This window comes from Neorhizobium alkalisoli, from assembly GCF_007829835.1.
GTDB lineage: Bacteria > Pseudomonadota > Alphaproteobacteria > Rhizobiales > Rhizobiaceae > Neorhizobium.
This window is the reverse complement of record NZ_VIWP01000011.1, coordinates 139,768-155,857: the sequence shown is the minus strand read 5'-3', so window position 1 is coordinate 155,857 and position 16,090 is coordinate 139,768. Positions and strand designations below refer to the sequence as shown.

General features: G+C 59.9%; 14 protein-coding genes and 1 pseudogene. 8 read left to right on the top strand and 7 right to left on the bottom strand.

Annotated features, from left to right (window positions below; genetic code table 11):
* Nucleotides 1-20: 20 nt before the first annotated feature.
* The 3 genes and pseudogenes from FHW37_RS28295 to FHW37_RS28285 all read right to left on the bottom strand — a co-directional run bounded on the left by FHW37_RS28295 (nt 21) and on the right by FHW37_RS28285 (nt 1,994).
* Entirely contained in the window at nt 21-512 is a 492-nt protein-coding gene (locus FHW37_RS28295; RefSeq protein ID WP_210249335.1) for an MFS transporter, read from the bottom strand.
* 612 nt (nt 513-1,124) lie between these two features.
* Nucleotides 1,125-1,650, bottom strand: a pseudogene (locus FHW37_RS28290) (exonuclease domain-containing protein); the annotation flags it as partial.
* 140 nt (nt 1,651-1,790) lie between these two features.
* Complete coding sequence (locus tag FHW37_RS28285) at nt 1,791-1,994, bottom strand: hypothetical protein (RefSeq protein WP_145642535.1); 204 nt, start codon at nt 1,992-1,994, stop codon at nt 1,791-1,793.
* Nucleotides 1,995-2,379: 385 nt separating this feature from the next.
* Here FHW37_RS28285 and FHW37_RS28280 point away from each other — a divergent pair, with 385 nt between their 5' ends.
* The 6 genes from FHW37_RS28280 to FHW37_RS28255 all read left to right on the top strand — a co-directional run bounded on the left by FHW37_RS28280 (nt 2,380) and on the right by FHW37_RS28255 (nt 8,164).
* Nucleotides 2,380-2,898 (top strand): hypothetical protein, encoded by a 519-nt coding sequence (locus FHW37_RS28280; protein ID WP_145642533.1) that lies wholly within the window; start codon nt 2,380-2,382, stop codon nt 2,896-2,898.
* Nucleotides 2,899-3,803: 905 nt separating this feature from the next.
* On the top strand, nt 3,804-4,463 hold the full coding sequence (locus FHW37_RS28275) for a DUF3667 domain-containing protein (protein WP_186458443.1): 660 nt from the start codon (nt 3,804-3,806) through the stop codon (nt 4,461-4,463).
* 47 nt (nt 4,464-4,510) lie between these two features.
* A complete protein-coding gene (locus FHW37_RS28270) occupies nt 4,511-6,430 on the top strand; it encodes a TPM domain-containing protein (RefSeq protein WP_145642529.1) in 1,920 nt (639 codons plus the stop codon).
* A gap of 3 nt (nt 6,431-6,433) precedes the next feature.
* Entirely contained in the window at nt 6,434-7,042 is a 609-nt protein-coding gene (locus FHW37_RS28265) for a hypothetical protein (RefSeq protein ID WP_145642527.1), read from the top strand.
* Complete coding sequence (locus FHW37_RS28260; protein WP_145642525.1) at nt 7,039-7,602, top strand: hypothetical protein; 564 nt, start codon at nt 7,039-7,041, stop codon at nt 7,600-7,602. The genes FHW37_RS28265 and FHW37_RS28260 overlap by 4 nt, the downstream gene beginning before the upstream one ends.
* On the top strand, nt 7,589-8,164 hold the full coding sequence (locus tag FHW37_RS28255; protein WP_145642523.1) for a hypothetical protein: 576 nt from the start codon (nt 7,589-7,591) through the stop codon (nt 8,162-8,164). Before FHW37_RS28260 ends, FHW37_RS28255 begins: the two co-directional genes overlap by 14 nt.
* Before the next feature lie 3 nt (nt 8,165-8,167).
* Here FHW37_RS28255 and FHW37_RS28250 read toward each other — a convergent pair whose 3' ends face one another.
* Nucleotides 8,168-9,457 (bottom strand): hypothetical protein, encoded by a 1,290-nt coding sequence (locus tag FHW37_RS28250; protein ID WP_145642521.1) that lies wholly within the window; start codon nt 9,455-9,457, stop codon nt 8,168-8,170.
* 204 nt (nt 9,458-9,661) lie between these two features.
* Here FHW37_RS28250 and FHW37_RS33780 point away from each other — a divergent pair, with 204 nt between their 5' ends.
* Both FHW37_RS33780 and FHW37_RS28245 read left to right on the top strand, forming a co-directional pair.
* The gene (locus tag FHW37_RS33780; protein ID WP_186458442.1) at nt 9,662-9,829 is read left to right on the top strand and encodes a hypothetical protein; all 168 of its coding nucleotides are present in this window, start codon (nt 9,662-9,664) and stop codon (nt 9,827-9,829) included.
* A 180-nt stretch (nt 9,830-10,009) separates the two neighbouring features.
* A complete protein-coding gene (locus FHW37_RS28245) occupies nt 10,010-10,303 on the top strand; it encodes a DUF982 domain-containing protein (protein ID WP_145642519.1) in 294 nt (97 codons plus the stop codon).
* A 129-nt stretch (nt 10,304-10,432) separates the two neighbouring features.
* Here FHW37_RS28245 and FHW37_RS28240 read toward each other — a convergent pair whose 3' ends face one another.
* From FHW37_RS28240 to FHW37_RS28230, 3 genes are read right to left on the bottom strand one after another with little or no spacing between them, the layout of a single operon-like run.
* Nucleotides 10,433-13,690, bottom strand: a complete 3,258-nt coding sequence (locus FHW37_RS28240) for an error-prone DNA polymerase (protein ID WP_145642517.1) — start codon at nt 13,688-13,690, stop codon at nt 10,433-10,435.
* Complete coding sequence (locus FHW37_RS28235; RefSeq protein WP_145642515.1) at nt 13,687-15,198, bottom strand: Y-family DNA polymerase; 1,512 nt, start codon at nt 15,196-15,198, stop codon at nt 13,687-13,689. Before FHW37_RS28235 ends, FHW37_RS28240 begins: the two co-directional genes overlap by 4 nt.
* Nucleotides 15,119-15,883, bottom strand: a complete 765-nt coding sequence (locus tag FHW37_RS28230) for an ImuA family protein (protein ID WP_145642513.1) — start codon at nt 15,881-15,883, stop codon at nt 15,119-15,121. The genes FHW37_RS28235 and FHW37_RS28230 overlap by 80 nt, the downstream gene beginning before the upstream one ends.
* Nucleotides 15,884-16,090 lie beyond the last annotated feature (207 nt).

The window sequence follows — 16,090 nt, the reverse complement described above, 5'->3', positions numbered from 1 at the left end:
CATCTGGCCGCTGACAATCATCAGCTCGCTACGGGTGACAAGCCGCGCGCGGCGTTTCGGCGGCGCGATTTCTGCAATGAAGACCGGTACGACGGCCGAAGAGCCACCAACGCCAATACCGAGAACGAAACGACGATCATGATGCCGACGTCAGGCGAGAAAGCAGTTGCAAGCGCGCCAAGGAAAAAGACGATGGCAAGCAGAAGCATTGCTGTGCGCCGCCCGTAGCGATCGGATAGTTGCCCCCCTGCAAACGAACCCAACGCCGCCCCGACAATCAGGGATGCGGTCACGACACCTTCCGTGACAGGTGTAAGTCCGAGCCCTCCTTCTTCCGGCCCCTGCGTCATGAACGGCAAAGCACCGGCAATGACGCCGGTATCATAACCAAAGGCCAGTGCTCCAAGGGTTGCGACACCAGTGATCATATGGAGATAGCGGGATTGTTTTGGCGTGGATGGAGAAACGGACAAGATGTCCGGCGCAGGCATAGGGCCTGTCGTCATGGTCATGCGATATTTTCCTGATCGAGACGCGCCTTCAGACGCTCATGTGGATGGCGCTTAGAAATGCTTCGCCTCGAAACGAAGTTCCCGACGTCTTCCGCGACAGATTAGCGCGCAGTGGCGGATCGGCGTTTCTCAGAAATACGAAGCGGCTGACGGTCGAGCGAGTTGTGTCGTCGATCAGGCCGGCTCTTGCGGTTCGGAAGAAACAAAAGAGCCGGCGGCAGGAGGCGGTGCATAGGCTCTTGGAAAAGAGCGAAACAGCGACCGCTTCAAGCGCGAATGTCGCACGAGAGTTCGATGATCCGATGCGGCTGGTTTAAGGAAGGACCTTTGGATCACGGACGATATGTCCGACTTCAACCTTGCTATGGATCTACAAGGGCGACGCCCGTTTTTTCGGATTAACCGACTATTGCGCGTCACCGTCGGTCGATGCATTCGCCCATCGCCGCGATCATGCCAACGGCCTCATTTCGGCGGTCGAACGTAAAATGGGCGCACCGCGTGGCAACCGCATCATCGATGGGTAAGACATGTTGAGACAATTAAAAGCGGACACGGCCTCCACCCATCTGCGCAAGTACGCTCCCTGAATCCTATCGGCTTGAAGCGTTTAGCTTTGAAGCGATCGACGGCCGTGAGGACTTTGGTCGGCGGATCCGCCTCCGGATATCGATAGATCTCGCGCCGCAAAGATGTGGACTCGATTGCGCTGGCTTGCCCGATAGAGTTCGTAAAAGGGTCTGTCGAACTCACCGCCGCCGTGCCGGTCGAGCACTTCAAGCAAGGCAAAGCAGTCGTCAACCGCGCGGTATCCGGCTGCTGTAAACCTGCATAGACTTCTAGGAAATCTACGATCTCACCCGTCTCGCTGAATGTGAAAGCGATCGCTCCGATTTCGATGATTTCATGCTTGCGATACTGCAGACCCGTCGTCTCCGTATCAAGAATGACCCCATGCAGCGGCAACGTCCGGGTGCGCCAACTTGCGAAGGATCCGGTATCGTCCGGTAGAATCCGACAGGGCTACCGTATCCTTCTCGCTTGGGGATGTCGCTGGCTTGGTGGGGCGTTGTAAAGGCGCGGACTTGGAGGATGCCGGCGACACACCATTCGAGAACATATCGACCCGTGCAGACATGTCTGGGTTTTCGGAAGGGGTCATGAATGGGGCCTAGCATCCAGCGCCCCAATTTCCCACTGAGGATCACCTCGGCCACGAACCCCGACTAGGGGGTTGCATGCCCCGCATGGATAAGAGCCCCAACCGCGGAAGATCAATTATTGCCGCAGGTCGTCTGTCCATCCCTTTTCCCGGCACAGTGCCTCGCCTGCCGCAATCGCCGTTCGGCGATCAGGAACAGGCTTCAAAATCACGGTCTCGCCCCGAAAGCCGACCACGACTGTTTCCGTTATCGGGTAATGGATAATTCTCATCCCTGGCTCATAAGAACGAGAAGACTTCATCCCGGAAAGATTCGACATAACTCATACCCTTGCAAGGCGAACCTTGCTCGCCACACAATCAAACACACTTCGAAATCCGCCCGATAATTTCGCCATAAGATGACAGAAAGTGCAAGTATGAGCTTCTTCAGCTTCGAGGCCGGTGGTGTGCATTATCCAGCAGCAGGGTGGAGCAGATAAATCCTGAATGGATTGAAGGTTTGTACGGCCTCTTTAGGCGAGGTGGATATTCAGCTGGGCAACCGGTGGCTATGTTGACGAGATCGCGGCTGCGTTCATCGAAACCTGTCCGGCGCTATTCTCGTGACGATGGAACAAACGTGTAGCCGTAACGGTTTGCAGGCATATCTTCATCCACGATCTGCGCATGTCTAAGACTGGGCAATCCGAAAGGTACCGCCTCATGAGCCGTCACTTCAAGCAGCCCCTTTCGATCGTTTTTACATCGCTCACCCTGCTTTCAGCGGGTATTGCCAATGCCGATGAGGCTCCCTTTTTGAAATCGCTTTCCGGCGATTGGAGCGGCACGGGAACGGTCAAGGTCCGCGTCAATGCACCGGCCATCGGCGTTAAATGCCGTTTCACGTCCGATACGACTGCCGCGTCTCTTTCTCTTGATGGCAAATGCACAAGCTTTGCCATCTTCTCGCGCGCGATTTCTGCAGACCTGGAGGCAAGCGGCGACAGGTATAGCGGGTCTTATATCGGCGCTGGCACTGGAACTGCAGGGCTTGGAGGGCAACGCGCCGGCGACACGATCAATCTTGGCATCACATGGGCAAAAGAGGTGAACGGCGACAGAAAAGCGCAGATGACGATCGAAAAGGTCAGTCCAAACAGGATGCGCCTCACGACGGTCGATACCGATCCAAAAACAGGCAAGCCGGTAATCACGAGCCGCATCGACCTTCAACGGAGCTGAGAAATCCCGGCTGCCGGCGTTAAAGCGGTGACCGCTATCAATCCCTTCCGATCGAGCGTTCTCGCGCTATTTTCGAGCGCTGTGGAACGGAAAAGCAGCCATATGCGTTTGCGCGCCACTACTAAAGTCAATTTGAGGTCAGACAAATGCGCAAGACGATGATGGAAGCGCTTCATGATTATGGCGGAGCAACTGCGATTATGCTTGCGGGCCTGGCGACTTTGTATGTGATGATGTAAGCGCCTCTCAAGTGTTGACAGGCTTGCCGGCCATCAAATCCCGCTTCCCTGCCAGGCGGCCTGGTCACGGGCGATGCGATTGGCGAGTTCGCATTCGAGGAGCATGTCGGACCCAAGATCGTTGGGTTTCACTTTCGGGCGAAGTCCTTTCGACAAGGGTGGGTGACCGGAGGGGTCAGTCCAGCGAGCCCGGACCGGTCGGCAATGAATCGGGCATGGAGAGGCTTGATATCGGGAAGCTTATTGAAGGAAGCGGCACCTGTGGTGTTTCGACACGCGCCCAGGGCCTTTCGCTCATTGGCTCTACGATCGTATATCAGGTTCAACTCCGACCAATAGAACTTGGGCGGCAGCAGCGTTGGCCGATGATCCCCAGACGCCACGACAGGCCCCAATTTCAAGCCGCGACAGGAAGGGCGGCGCAATGACTACCGCCGCCGATGTCGCCATAAGCGACCTGTCCTTTTGCCCAGCGAATTCCATATGTCCGGCTATGGACAATTAGCCAGAGCTCCGCATGTGGCCGAACACGCAGGCAAAAACGACGTATCTGACCTTCCCGAATGTATTTCGAGCAAACTCTTCGATGCACCTTTCTGCCGGAATTGTGGCGCAAGTCTCCAAGCAGCCTATTGCGGCGATTGTAGACAGAAGAAGGTCGGCCGAATGGGATCGCGGCACGTGCGCGACGAGGCCTGGGAAAAGCTGCGGCTGTTCGAGTCCGACATGGCGCAATCCGCCATCAGGGTGGTGCTGCAACCGGGAAAAATTGCACGCGAATATGTGCTCGGCCGGCGCAAAAGCCATACACATCCGCTAAAGCTGCTTCTGGCGGCGATCGTTATCCTGCTTCTTGTCATCGCCCAGGTGGATTATCTCGGCACCGACGATGAAACTCTGTCGAAGGCGATCGAGCTGGTCAGGACCTATTCGAAATGGTCGTTTTCGCTCGGCATCATCGCTGTTCTGATCGCCTCCAGCCTCGTCTTCTGGCGTTGCCGGGGTTTCAATCTCGTCGAGCAGCTCGTGCTCGCGACCTATGTCCAGTTCGTCATCATCACCGCCAACATCCTGAACCTGTCGCCGCTTCTTCTCGGTTCAACACCGGAACGCGTGGCCAAGCACCGGTTTTATTCCGGCTATTACATGGACTGGGTCGAGGCCGGGATCGTGTTTTTTGCCTTCGGCCAGTTTTTCGCCATCGACTGGCGGCATCAATGGTGGCGGGCCGCACTGGGTGCCGCCGTGTTTTATGGGGCCAAGGAGGGGCTCTTCTACCTATACGCCCGTGCGGTGATCCGCATCGTGCTGGCGCAATTGTCCTGATCGGCCGCCGACGGATTTTGGCCGATCGAACGAAAAGGGAGGTTTTCGTGAAGACTGCGCTTGTTCCTGCCGGCCTTGCCGCCGGATCGCTGTTTGCCTTTCAGGCTTTTGCTGCCAGCGGCACGCATGAACCATCCCAAAGTTTCGGGCCAACGGCCTCCGACAGGGCGATCTGCAATCCGATCTTTTCGCGGCTCGAAAAGGCCGAGAGCGGCACGTTGATGGCACAGGCCGACACACAGAAACAATCGAGCGAAAAGAAGAAGGGCGAAAAGCCTGACGAGGAAAAGCTCGCGACCCAGCTCAGCGACATGCTGCAGGCGTGCTCCTATGACGGCAAGGCCCTGAAGATCGACGCCGCCGCGCTGAAAACCTCGGCCGAGGCGGAAGGGATGGCTGCGGTCAGCCGCATCATGCGGTTCACCGGCCTGCCGCAAAATTTTACCATCATGGAAAGTGACGTGCCGAATGCAGCAGCGATCATCGTGATGGGCAAGGACGGCATTCCGAAACGGGTGATCGCCTATAACCGGACCTTTATGCAGCAGGTGGCGCAGGCGACCGGTGAGGCCGGCTGGCCGGGCACATCCATCCTGGCCCACGAGATCGGCCACCATCTTTCCGGGCATACGCTTCTGCCGGGCGGCAGCCAGCCGCCAATCGAGCTGGAGGCCGACAAGTTTTCCGGCTTCGTCCTGTTCAAGATGGGGGCCAGCCTAGCAGAAGCCGAAAAGGCGATCGCGACCCTGATCCCCGAGGCCGATGGCCCGACCCATCCCGGCCGCAAGAAACGGCTGGCCGCGATCAAGGCCGGCTGGGCGCAATCCTGCGAACAGCAGCAGAAGAATTGCGGCGACGATCAGGTGATCGCAGCTGCCGAGGCCCGCAGCCCGAGCCTGCCGCCGCAGGTCGAGCCGCAATCCACGGCACCCGTGCGGGCTCCGGTCGCGACCGCCCCGTCTGCGCCAGCCTCTTCCGTACCAATGACCGGTTCTTCGGCGCCCGTCGCCGCATCGTCGGAAGCCGCTGCGGTTCCAATGCCGAAAATTCCCGGTCCGCTTGATATCGACATGCCGAGCCCTGGCGGCAGCGGCCAGGAAATCGGCCCGGCGGTGATCGACCGGATCCCGAAACTGACCGCCGATGCGACACCGTCGAAATTCGACCGGTTCGTGTATGACGAAGTCGGCGTGTTCGATCCGGACGTGCGCGAAAAGCTGCAAACGATCGCATTCCAGCTCGCGGCCGCCGCCAATGTCGAGGTGGTCACCGTCGTGGCAAAAGATCTGCAGGGGCGGGATCCGGATCAATATGCGCTGGATTTCATGCGGCAGATGCGCGTCGGCAAGCTCGATGTCGGCAATGGCGCGGTTCTGGTCGTCGCGCCGGAGGCAAAACGGGTCGGTGTGGCGCTCGGACCGGGTCTCAGAATCCTGTTCGAGAACGACGATTCACCGCGCAAGCGGCTCGCCGATTACCTGAAACTTGTCGCCGGTGGCGGGCAGCCGCAGAAGGTGAGTTCGACGATTGCCGGCGCCGCCTACCGGGTCATGCGGCAGGCGCAGGCGCTGGAATGGTATGTGCGTTACCCAAGTTTTGAAACCTATCAGGTGGCCGACCGCAAGGTCTTCGAGGAACGCAGGAAGGCAACCACGCCTTACGATCCAGCCAAGGATCCCGTGGCGAACAAGCTGCTGCGCCTCGATGCGGTGATCGTCAGCAGGGCGCCCGACGTGAGGGACCGCAAGCTGATGATCAACGAGCCGCGCTCCCGCTATGTCGGCCCGGCCATGCAGGTGCGTACGCCCGACGGCAGGGATATCGTACTTTACGTCAACCGGGCCGTGCCGGAGCTGATGCCGGTGCCGCTGGAGGAAGGAAAGCGTTATGCCTTCGTCGCTCGCGATACGATCCTTAAAACCGGCGCGCCGCAGCTGGACCTCATCAGCTATGACAGGCTCGACTGATCCGTGAAGAGACCGAATGTTCTGAACAAGGCCGGCAAGGCGGCCCGCGCGCGCGTCCTTGCCGGCATAGGCGGTTTTCTGGCCGCCGGCCTGTCGCTTGGCCTGTCGATTTTCGAGAGCCGCAATCCCGGCGAAATCGCGCACGCTCTTCCTGGAACCCGCATCAATGCCGATCGCTGGGGTGTGACCCTGCATGCAGCGACGGTCGCGACCACGATGCCAAACGGGTCGCGGTTGACACCCGGCAAGCGTGCCGTCGTCGTCAATCTGACGATAGAGAATCTCACCTCGCAAAGCAGCAACCTTTATGGCGAAGCGCTGGCGCTTGCGAACATTACCGGTGCGTCGCGTCCGCAATTCTTTCTCGACCGTGACCAGGAAATCCTCTGGGACCTGCAGCCGGCGATGCCGGAAGAGGTAAGCGCGGTCTGGGAGGTGCCCATGACCCAGGCCTTGCTGGCATCGCTCGATGTCACCGTCATTGGCGCCGTCTTCAAGCGGGCGGATAATCTCTATGCCGCACCCGGCTGGTTTACGGGCAGCGCCGTGGCGCAGGTCGACCTGCCGATTGCCGAGAATGGCACCGGGGCCATGACGCGAGACACCAGATGATCCGTTTCCTCGCCACGATCATCGGCATCCTCACTGCCGCCGCCCTTCTGCAGGTTTTCCAGGCAACGACACCGGGCTACGCGCAGTTGACCGGCCCAATCCTCACCTCCGGTGCGCAGAAGGATACCGTCTCAAGCCAAACCTTCAGCGTCAGGATCGACAAGGCCGTGCAGGCGAAGACACTCGTGCTGAAACGCTTCAGCCGCACGATCGAACGGCAGACCCAGGGCACTTGGCTGGTTGTCTCTGCCGAGCTTTGGGCATTCCAGGAGACCATGCCACTCGCCGGCGCCTCGATCCGTGGCGCGTCCGGCCGCCTCTATGTTCAGACACACCGTGCCGACGCAGCCCCGCAGCTTCTGTCTCTGAAAAAGGTGCAACCGGGCCTGCCGACCACGGGCATTCTTGTCTTTGAACTGCCGGAAGAGGAAGCGACGGACATGACACTGATCCTGTCGAAACAAGCCTCGCCGCGGCTCGAAGACGAAGTCCATGTTCATCTCGACCGCGGCATGATCGAAAGCCGCGACAAAGTGGAGCCCGGCAATGGTGGCATCTAGACGAGAGGCGGCACGCTGGTGGATGGCTCTCATCGCCCTGCCACCCCTTCTCGCGACCGCCCTTGCCGTCAACGGCTGGCGCAATATCGAAGAACTTTCGAGGCGTGGCGAATGGCAGGTTCAGCCAGTGGCTGCGGATCAGGTCTTTGCAGGCGCCGGCTGGAGGCTTGAACAGGCAAGACTGATCGGCGACGGACGGGATACGAAGCAGATCTTTCCCGGCCAGATGCGGCTTGTCATTATTCGCCTGTCCGCGGAAGCGAAGCGGGATATAGGCGAAGACTGGGGCCAATGCCAGCTACGACTGACAGATGGCAAAGGGCATGACTGGACGCCGCTTGATGTCATCCTCTCGTCCGATCTCAGCCGCGACCTCGACCCCAGGGCCGAACCACTGCCGGGCTGCAGCATCGCCTCGCTACATCCGCCAGCAAAGGGGGAAAGCATGCTGATCGAGGAGAAGTTCGTCCTGCCGGCCGATGCTGTCCCGCATCTTGCCGTGCGGCTGAGTTTTGCCTCGACGAGGCCGCATGCCATCAGCATTCCGCTTGCACTGAAATGAGCCTCAGCGGCTTAGGCCATGCCATTTCCGCCCTTGCGAAAAGCCGATCTCGAGTGCTGCGGCAAGCAGGCAGATCTTGATCGGCGTCACAAGCAGGCTGTCACCCGGATCGCTGGGATTGCCAAGAAACAGGGAAATCGCCTGGGCGATCGTCTGCCACAGCACCCATTCATGAGGGCCGATCTGCTGTGCGAGATAATACCAGAGCCACATCGAGCCCCAGTCGAGAAGCCGGTAGAGAAGGATCATCGCCACCGTCAGCCCGATTCCGGAATTGAGCGCAAGGCCGACGCCTTCTGCAAGTGCCCGATAGCGTTTTGCCGTACCCGAAAGGAAATGGGCGATGAAATCGCGCAGCGCTTTTGGAAGCGCCTGCCAGCGAGATAGCGCCCGTCCGATCCGTCCTTCAGTCACCGGCCGGTCACCGTTAATGTCATAGCCATAAACGAGTGCGGCAAGCGTCAGCCACACGGCGGGATAAAGCGCGTAGAAAAACAGGCTGATCATCGTCTGGCGCGGTGACAGCGACAGAGCATCGGCGGGCGGCGGCAGGAGGTTTGCTGCAGCGGCATCCTTCACCAGTGCAATCCCGCCGAAGAACCGGCCGAGCATGTCGGGCAGATGCGCCACGAAGGCACGGATCTCGTCCTGCCAGTCGGAGATGACATAAAGACCGATAAAGGCCCAATTGGCCTCGCAAACGACGATCAGGATCGGCCAGACGGAGGCCTTGGAGCGCTTGTGCATCCATTTCGCGAAACGCCGCACGGCCCAGGCCACGGCCACCGAGGCAAACAGCCAGGCACCAGCATTCCTGAATTCCAGCGGATTGAGGCTCTGGCCGGAAAAGGTAAGGTCGAGGGAAAGTTTCGAATAGTTACGGACCGTCTCGCCGAGAAAGCCCCAGGCCGCGTAATAGGCAAAAAAGGGCACCAGCGTCAGGGCCAGCGCCGTGATGAAGCCTGGGCCGGAACCGCCAAGCGTTCCGGTCTTTGTCTCAGCCTGCGCCGAGGCTGCGTGGAGCGCCGGTAGGCCCGGTCTCACCGTTTCCAGGAGCGCAACGATGATGACGAGCTTGAGGAGCACGACGAAGGACAAAAACGAGAGGCCGGCAAGTCCATTGACCTGGCCGATTGTAACCGCCAGTTCGTTAAGCACTCCGCCGCCGATCGCACCGATCAGCCACAGAGCCATCAGCTGCGGCCAGAAACGCGATAGCAGCCTGAAGGTCAGGAGAGGCAGGTGCACCACGGGCCGCAGCAACGGGGTGATATCTTCGGTGATCGCCGTCATGCCGGCAAGATAGTGTAATTACGGTCATCGGCAATCCAGCGTAAAGCTCGAAGTCAGATGACAGTGCAGAGGTATTGCCACATCATCTGCATCGATCCGATATCGTTCGGCCGCGTTTCGACGGGAAATGCCTGTTTCGCTTCAGACCTTGCCGAATGGTTAACAAAACCTAACTCCCCGCACTCGTGCAGTGAGGGACGCGTTATGGATGATCTGGAGTTTCGGGCAGGTTGCATCGAACAGGCCGGCGATGAAGCCGCGGTTTCTGCAGCGGTCACGGCCCTTTATGACATTGCCAGCCAGCTGCGCGAATTGGCAGACTATGCCGCAATGCTGTGCGACGAGCCGATTTTCAAACCCACATTGCATTAACATCGATCTGACCCCATCGTTCTCGGCGCAAACAAGGCCGCCGGCACTTCCGCGCCAGTTTTTTCCGCACGCGCGTTCATCCCCCTTTCTCGGCCGAGTTCTGTACGGTTTCGTACGGCGACCTCGCCGTGACATTCGACTGCGCTAAATTAAGCGGCGCAGTTCAAGGGAGGAACAAAAATGGCCGAGACAAAGTGGATGCAGCCGGTGGCGATAAAATCGCCGTTCCTTGGCGAGGTCGCGGTAACAGGGCCGTTTCATGCCCTTACAATCCTCATGGATTATTGGCCGGCCATGGCGGGAGCACATTACATGAAAGCGCGGATAGCATGCAGCGCAGCGCTTCAGGGTCGTGTGGATCCGGAACATGCCCGCATCGCGTTTCAATTGGCCGCGAAGGAAGCGGACGAAGCGACACGTGCGATGCAAGGAGCTTTCTCCGGCCGATCGGGAGCCGGATCAGCGTTGAGCTGAAGGGATAATTTCATCGCGAACACCACCATCGCCGATCGAGCTATTGGTCGCGGATGCCTGGCGCTTTTCCATCGCCGTCGTGGTCCAGGGAGCGAATAAACCCATCGTCCCGCTGATTGTGGCGTAATCTCATTGAAAATTCCGCGCCTTCACCTTCAGCGTATCGATATGCAGGTCTCTGACGAACATGTCGCGAGGGCTCGCAACCTTCTTTGGCGCGTCGCGTGGGTCAGGCCCGCCGCCATGCGCAAACTCGTCTCCCCTGCCGGTCGGCATTTTGAACGCGGCATCGCGGTCCGCCAGGCCGGATAGATCCGCGGTGAGGTCGAACAGCTGCCGCGCGATCAGATGCACGACCTCACCTTCCCGCTGAATCTTACCCTGGATTGCCATCATTGAGGAGCCGAGGACAACCCGCCGGCTTTTCTCGAACAGCTTTGGCCAGACAACGAGGTTGGCCGGACCGGTTTCATCCTCGATGGTAATGAACATCACGCCCTTGGCAGACCCCGGCTTTTGCCGGACGAGGACAAGGCCGGCAGTGAAGATCCATCGGCCGTCGCGTGCGCTCATCGCCTCGGCGCAAGTGACGATGTTGCGCGCAGCCAGATCCTGGCGCAGGAAAGCAATCGGGTGCTGCCGCAATGTAAGACCGGTATGGCCGTAATCCTCGATGACGTTGTGGCCATCCGTCATCTGCCGGAGCACGACGTCCGGCTCCTGCTGTTCGGCAATCGCCTTTGCTTCACGCTGTGCGGCCGCTGCAAACAGGGGCAGCGGTTCGTCACGCAATGCCTTGATGGCCCAAAGCGCATCGCGCCGCTCAAGTTTGAGGGATGGACGATAGGCATCGGCCTTGGCAAGCTGGACCAGCGCTTCTGTAGGCACGCCAGAGCGGCGCCACATATCATCGACCGATCCGAAGTCGCCACTGCCTCTGGCCGCAACGATGCGGGATGCATCCGCAACCGCCAATCCCTTTACACGTCTGAAGCCAAGCCGGACGGCATGACGATCGGAATTCCCGATCTGCTCCAGCGTACAATCCCATCGGGACCGGTTGATGCAGACCGGCCGCACTTCGACCCCGTGATCGCGCGCATCGCCGACGATCTGGGCCGGCGCATAGAAACCCATCGGCTGCGCGTTGATCAGGGCCGCGCAGAAGGCCTCGGGATAGTGGCATTTGATATAATTCGACGCATAGGCGATCAGCGCAAACGACGCCGCATGGCTTTCCGGAAATCCATATGAACCGAAGCCTTCAAGCTGGCTGAAGGTCTTTTCGGCAAATTCCCGCGTATAGCCGTTCCGCACCATGCCCGAGACCAGCTTGTCCTTGAACTTGCTCACGCCGCCGGTGAACTTGAACGTCGCCATTGACTTGCGCAGCTGGTCGGCCTCGCCACCGGTAAACCCGGCACAGACCATCGCCACCCGCATGGCGCTTTCCTGAAACAGCGGCACGCCCAGCGTCTTGCCGAGAACGGCCTCGAGCTCCGGCGTCGGGTAGACGACGTCCTCCTTGCCTTCGCGCCGCCGAAGATAGGGATGAACCATATCCCCCTGAATAGGTCCCGGTCGGACGATCGCCACCTGGATAACAAGGTCGTAAAACGTGCGTGGTTTGAGGCGCGGCAGCATGGCTATCTGAGCGCGGCTTTCGATCTGGAACGTGCCGAGCGTATCGGCACGCCGGATCATCGCATAGGTCGCCTGATCCTCCTGCTCGATCTTGGAAAGATCGAGATCGCGGTCCTTGTGCTTTCGGATCAGGTCGAAGGCCTTGGCCATGCAGGTGAGCATGCCGAGCGCCAGGATATCGACCTTCATGAACTTCAGAGCCTCGACGTCATCCTTGTCCCACTCGATGATCTGTCGGTCCTTCATTGCGGCGGGCTCGATCGGCACCAGATCATCGAGCCTGTCATGGGTCAGGACGAAGCCGCCCGGATGTTGGCTGAGATGCCGCGGCGCACCCATCAACTGTTGGGCAAGCTTGAGTGTCAGGACGAGACGACGGTCATCGGGATTGAGGTTGAGCTCACGGACATTGCGATCGCAGACATCCTCCGACCAAGCCCACATGCCTGAGGACAGCGCCTTGATCACATCCTCCGGCAGGCCGAGCGCCTTGCCGACATCCCGGATCGCGCCGCGGGCACGATATCGGCTGACGGTGGCGCAGAGGGCGGCCTTTTCCCGACCATAGGTCCTGTAGATCCACTGGATCACCTCTTCGCGGCGCTCGTGCTCGAAGTCGACATCGATGTCGGGCGGCTCATCACGCTCCTGGCTGACGAAGCGCTCGAAGAGGAGGTTGCCGCCCACCGGATCAATCGCGGTAACGCCAAGGATATAGCAGACAGCGCTATTGGCCGCCGAGCCGCGGCCCTGACAGAGGATGCCCTGGCTTCTTGCAAACCGGACGATCGAAAAGACAGTCAGGAAATACGGCGCGTATTTCATGACGCGGATCAGATCGAGCTCGTGGCGAACGGCTTTGAGCACGTCGGGCGGCAAGCCGTCAGGGTAGCGGTCGGGAATGCATTGCCAGACATAATGCTCAAGCGAGGCCTGGGCATCCTTCCCCGGCACAATCGCCTCCTGCGGATATTGATAGGTCAACTCTTCGAGCGAGAATGTACAGCGCCGAACAATTTCCATCGTTCGCAAGAGAGCCTCCGGATAGCGAGGAAAGAGCCGCTCCATTTCCTGCGGTGGTTTGAGATAGCGGTCGGCATGGCGCTCGCGCTCGAAACCGATCGTATCGATGGTTGTGTTGTGACGAATGCAGGTGACGATATCCTGCAACGGCCGTCGCCCCGGCTCATGGAAAAGGACGTCGTTCGTGACGACCGTCTTCACCTTGAAGCGGGCGGCGAGATGGTCGATTTCGTAGAGCCGCATCTGATCATTCGGTCGCCGGCGCAGGCAGAGCGAGACATAGGCGCGATCGCCGAAGACGCCAGCCATCTTCCGAAGCTGGACAGCGCAGGTTTCGTCCACCACGTCCGGTACGAGTATGCCGATCATGCCAGCCGAATAGGTGATCACATCATCCCAATGCAGGATGCAGTTGTTCTTGCCGCCCCGGCTTTTGCCAAGCGTGATGAGCCGGGTCAGCCGGGAGTAGGCGGTGCGATCCATCGGATAGACCAGCACCGACATGCCGTCAGCCAGATCGAGCCGACAGCCGACAACCAGCCGCAGGCCGGTTGAGCGCGATGCTTCAAGCGCCCGGACGATCCCGGCCAGAGAATTGCGGTCGACGACGCCGATCGCCTGAAGACCGAGAGCCGCCGCTGTCTCGAACAGCTCCTGCGCTGACGAGGCGCCGCGCAGGAAGGAGAAATGCGTCGTCACCTGCAGTTCGGCATAGGTCATGCAAAAATCCCATGGCAGAACCAACGATGGTCACCGGTTTCCGGATCGACGCCATCGCCTGCCCTGAACACCCACAGCCGCTCGCCGGTCTCGTCCTCGATGACGAAATAGTCCCTGACGGCGTCCATTTCGGCATCACGCTGCCACCACTCCCCAAAGATCCGCTCTGGCCCGTCGGCCCGTATCACCTTGCGGCGTTTGCCGCGCCAGGTGATGGAAGCCGGCGGATGATCGGGCATGAGCGCAATGGCGGTGATCAATTCCGGCCGCGGCAACAAGCGCACAGGCCGGCGCCAGTGACCGACCCAGGCGACCGTAATCGGCTCGGCAGCCGCCGCGATCCGTTGGACCGAGCGTTCGGGCACGTCGGATGCGACCGGCGCCATCCGATAGACCCGCTGACCTCGATTGCCGTAGATGTCGATCAGCGGGGTAACATCGGTGACGTCTTCCTCGACCAGCGACGACGCCTTCTGACGCTCCTCCAGGGGCTCGACCACAACGGCGACCAGCGTCAGTTTTTCGATCCCGAAGCCCGGTTCGATCTTTTCCGTCCGGTCACGAAACAGCTTGGTCAACCAGGCAACGTCGCGAACCGGTTTGACCGTACCGGCACGGATCGCCTGCCTTGTGCCATCAACCTTTTCGACGATGAGATCAGCGCGCCGGACACCAAGGCCAGATTTCTGCAGCTCCTCTATCAACCGGATGATGAGCCGGCCGACATATTTGTTGATCGTCTCGGCGGCCCCGATCGGTTCAGCGAAGGCACGCATAACCTCGATCAGCTCGGGGGATCGGATCGGATCAATCGGCTCTGCGGCTCGGCCGAACATCTGGTCGAGCCGGCGGCCAATCTCGGGACCGAAGCGAAGCGTCAAGGGCGCCCGCGCCGTATTGGCCAGCTCGCCGATCCTCTGGAAACCAAGGGTCCGCAGGTCGCCGATGATTTTGGGTGGAAGGCGTAGCAGCGAGATCGGAAGATTCTCGACCGCCCGAACCGTCTGACCAACCGGTACAATGACGGTCTCTCGGCTGATGGCACGTGCACAGGCATGAGCTGCCCCCCATGTGTCGGCGACGGCAACCCGTGCCGTCAGCTTCTTGGCGAGGAACTGGTTGGCAATCATCGTCACCATCGGCAGCTCGCCGCCCTGGAGGTGATCGGCGCCTTCTGTATCCATGACGATGCCGTCGATCCCGTCGACCGCGACGATCGGAGAATATTTGGTGAGCGCCCAGAGCGTAATGCGCTCCAGGGCAAGGGCATCTGCAGCTGGCTGCGCATCGACCAGCATCAATCCGCGAAACAGCGCCTGCGCTTTCGCAGCCGGCATACCGACATGGACACCAGCCTTGCGAGCAGCCACGTCGGCGGCCGACACCCAGCGTTTCGAACCGCTTTTGGCGATCACGGCAATGGCCTGTTCAGACGGAATGGCGGGATCGGCGCGACGAATACGATCCGTCGGCAGATCCGGCAGATAGATTGAGACGACCCTGGTCATCACATGCCCTCACGAGAAACTCAGCACACTCACCCGCACGCGATCGCATCAATTCCAGAAACCAGCGGGCTTGCCCCACGCCCGGAACCGGCAAGTCGTCCGATGGCATGACACTGACCCTCCAGCGCGTGGTCGAAGCCGTCGGCTGGCCAAAGTCATGGGCCTCGGTCTGGCGCCGCCATCTCCGAACAGCGAGTGCCATCGTGCCGGTCCGTTCGGCCGCCAGCTGCAGCCGGCGCGATCCGACCATCGGCAGACGCACCAGTTCGCCGACAACGGCACCGAGGCCGCCGAATGACAACCCCTCCTCCATATTGGCCAAGACCTCGTCATCCTTGTCGGACTCGACAAAGATCACCCGGTCGGGATGCAGGCCGACCTGGGCGAGTGCCGGAAAAAACAGGTCTGGACGCGTCAGGCACCAGACGATCGGGCCGTGGGTGCGCGCGGCAATGCCGGCAACACACAGTGCTGCGGCAGCTCCATCGACCGTGCCGGCGCCCCCACCTGCGAATTCGTGCAGGGCGCCATAGGTCAGACCTCCGCCCGGTAAGGCCGCATCGATCTCCGGCACGCCAAAAGCCAGACATCCGGCTTTTTTTCCCGGCAGGCCTTCCAAGGCCGAAATTCGCTCACGCAGATCGGAAATCACATCTGCAATATCCGAGGCGCGGGCAGCAGTCATTGGTCACGGCTCCCTTCGAGGTCGTGTTGATTGATCGACGTCATGTCGCGCAAGATTATTTGTTCACTATCTGTTCCGACACTCTTCCAGAGTCAAGAGCCTGCTAATGTTAGGGATATTATCCTAGGATCGACAATCCAGAGAATCGTTTAGGAATCAGGCCTCTAGGTTCGATAATTATTTTTGGCATTGCGAGCAGAGGCAAAA

Coding starts and splice junctions, on each gene's coding strand:
- FHW37_RS28295 (WP_210249335.1), bottom strand. CDS start 512: ATGACCATGACGACAGGCCCTATGCCTGCGCCGGACATCTTGTCCGTT.
- FHW37_RS28285 (WP_145642535.1), bottom strand. CDS start 1,994: ATGTCGAATCTTTCCGGGATGAAGTCTTCTCGTTCTTATGAGCCAGGG.
- FHW37_RS28280 (WP_145642533.1), top strand. CDS start 2,380: ATGAGCCGTCACTTCAAGCAGCCCCTTTCGATCGTTTTTACATCGCTC.
- FHW37_RS28275 (WP_186458443.1), top strand. CDS start 3,804: ATGGGATCGCGGCACGTGCGCGACGAGGCCTGGGAAAAGCTGCGGCTG.
- FHW37_RS28260 (WP_145642525.1), top strand. CDS start 7,039: ATGATCCGTTTCCTCGCCACGATCATCGGCATCCTCACTGCCGCCGCC.
- FHW37_RS28255 (WP_145642523.1), top strand. CDS start 7,589: ATGGTGGCATCTAGACGAGAGGCGGCACGCTGGTGGATGGCTCTCATC.
- FHW37_RS28250 (WP_145642521.1), bottom strand. CDS start 9,457: ATGACGGCGATCACCGAAGATATCACCCCGTTGCTGCGGCCCGTGGTG.
- FHW37_RS33780 (WP_186458442.1), top strand. CDS start 9,662: ATGGATGATCTGGAGTTTCGGGCAGGTTGCATCGAACAGGCCGGCGAT.
- FHW37_RS28245 (WP_145642519.1), top strand. CDS start 10,010: ATGGCCGAGACAAAGTGGATGCAGCCGGTGGCGATAAAATCGCCGTTC.
- FHW37_RS28240 (WP_145642517.1), bottom strand. CDS start 13,690: ATGACCTATGCCGAACTGCAGGTGACGACGCATTTCTCCTTCCTGCGC.
- FHW37_RS28235 (WP_145642515.1), bottom strand. CDS start 15,198: ATGACCAGGGTCGTCTCAATCTATCTGCCGGATCTGCCGACGGATCGT.
- FHW37_RS28230 (WP_145642513.1), bottom strand. CDS start 15,883: ATGACTGCTGCCCGCGCCTCGGATATTGCAGATGTGATTTCCGATCTG.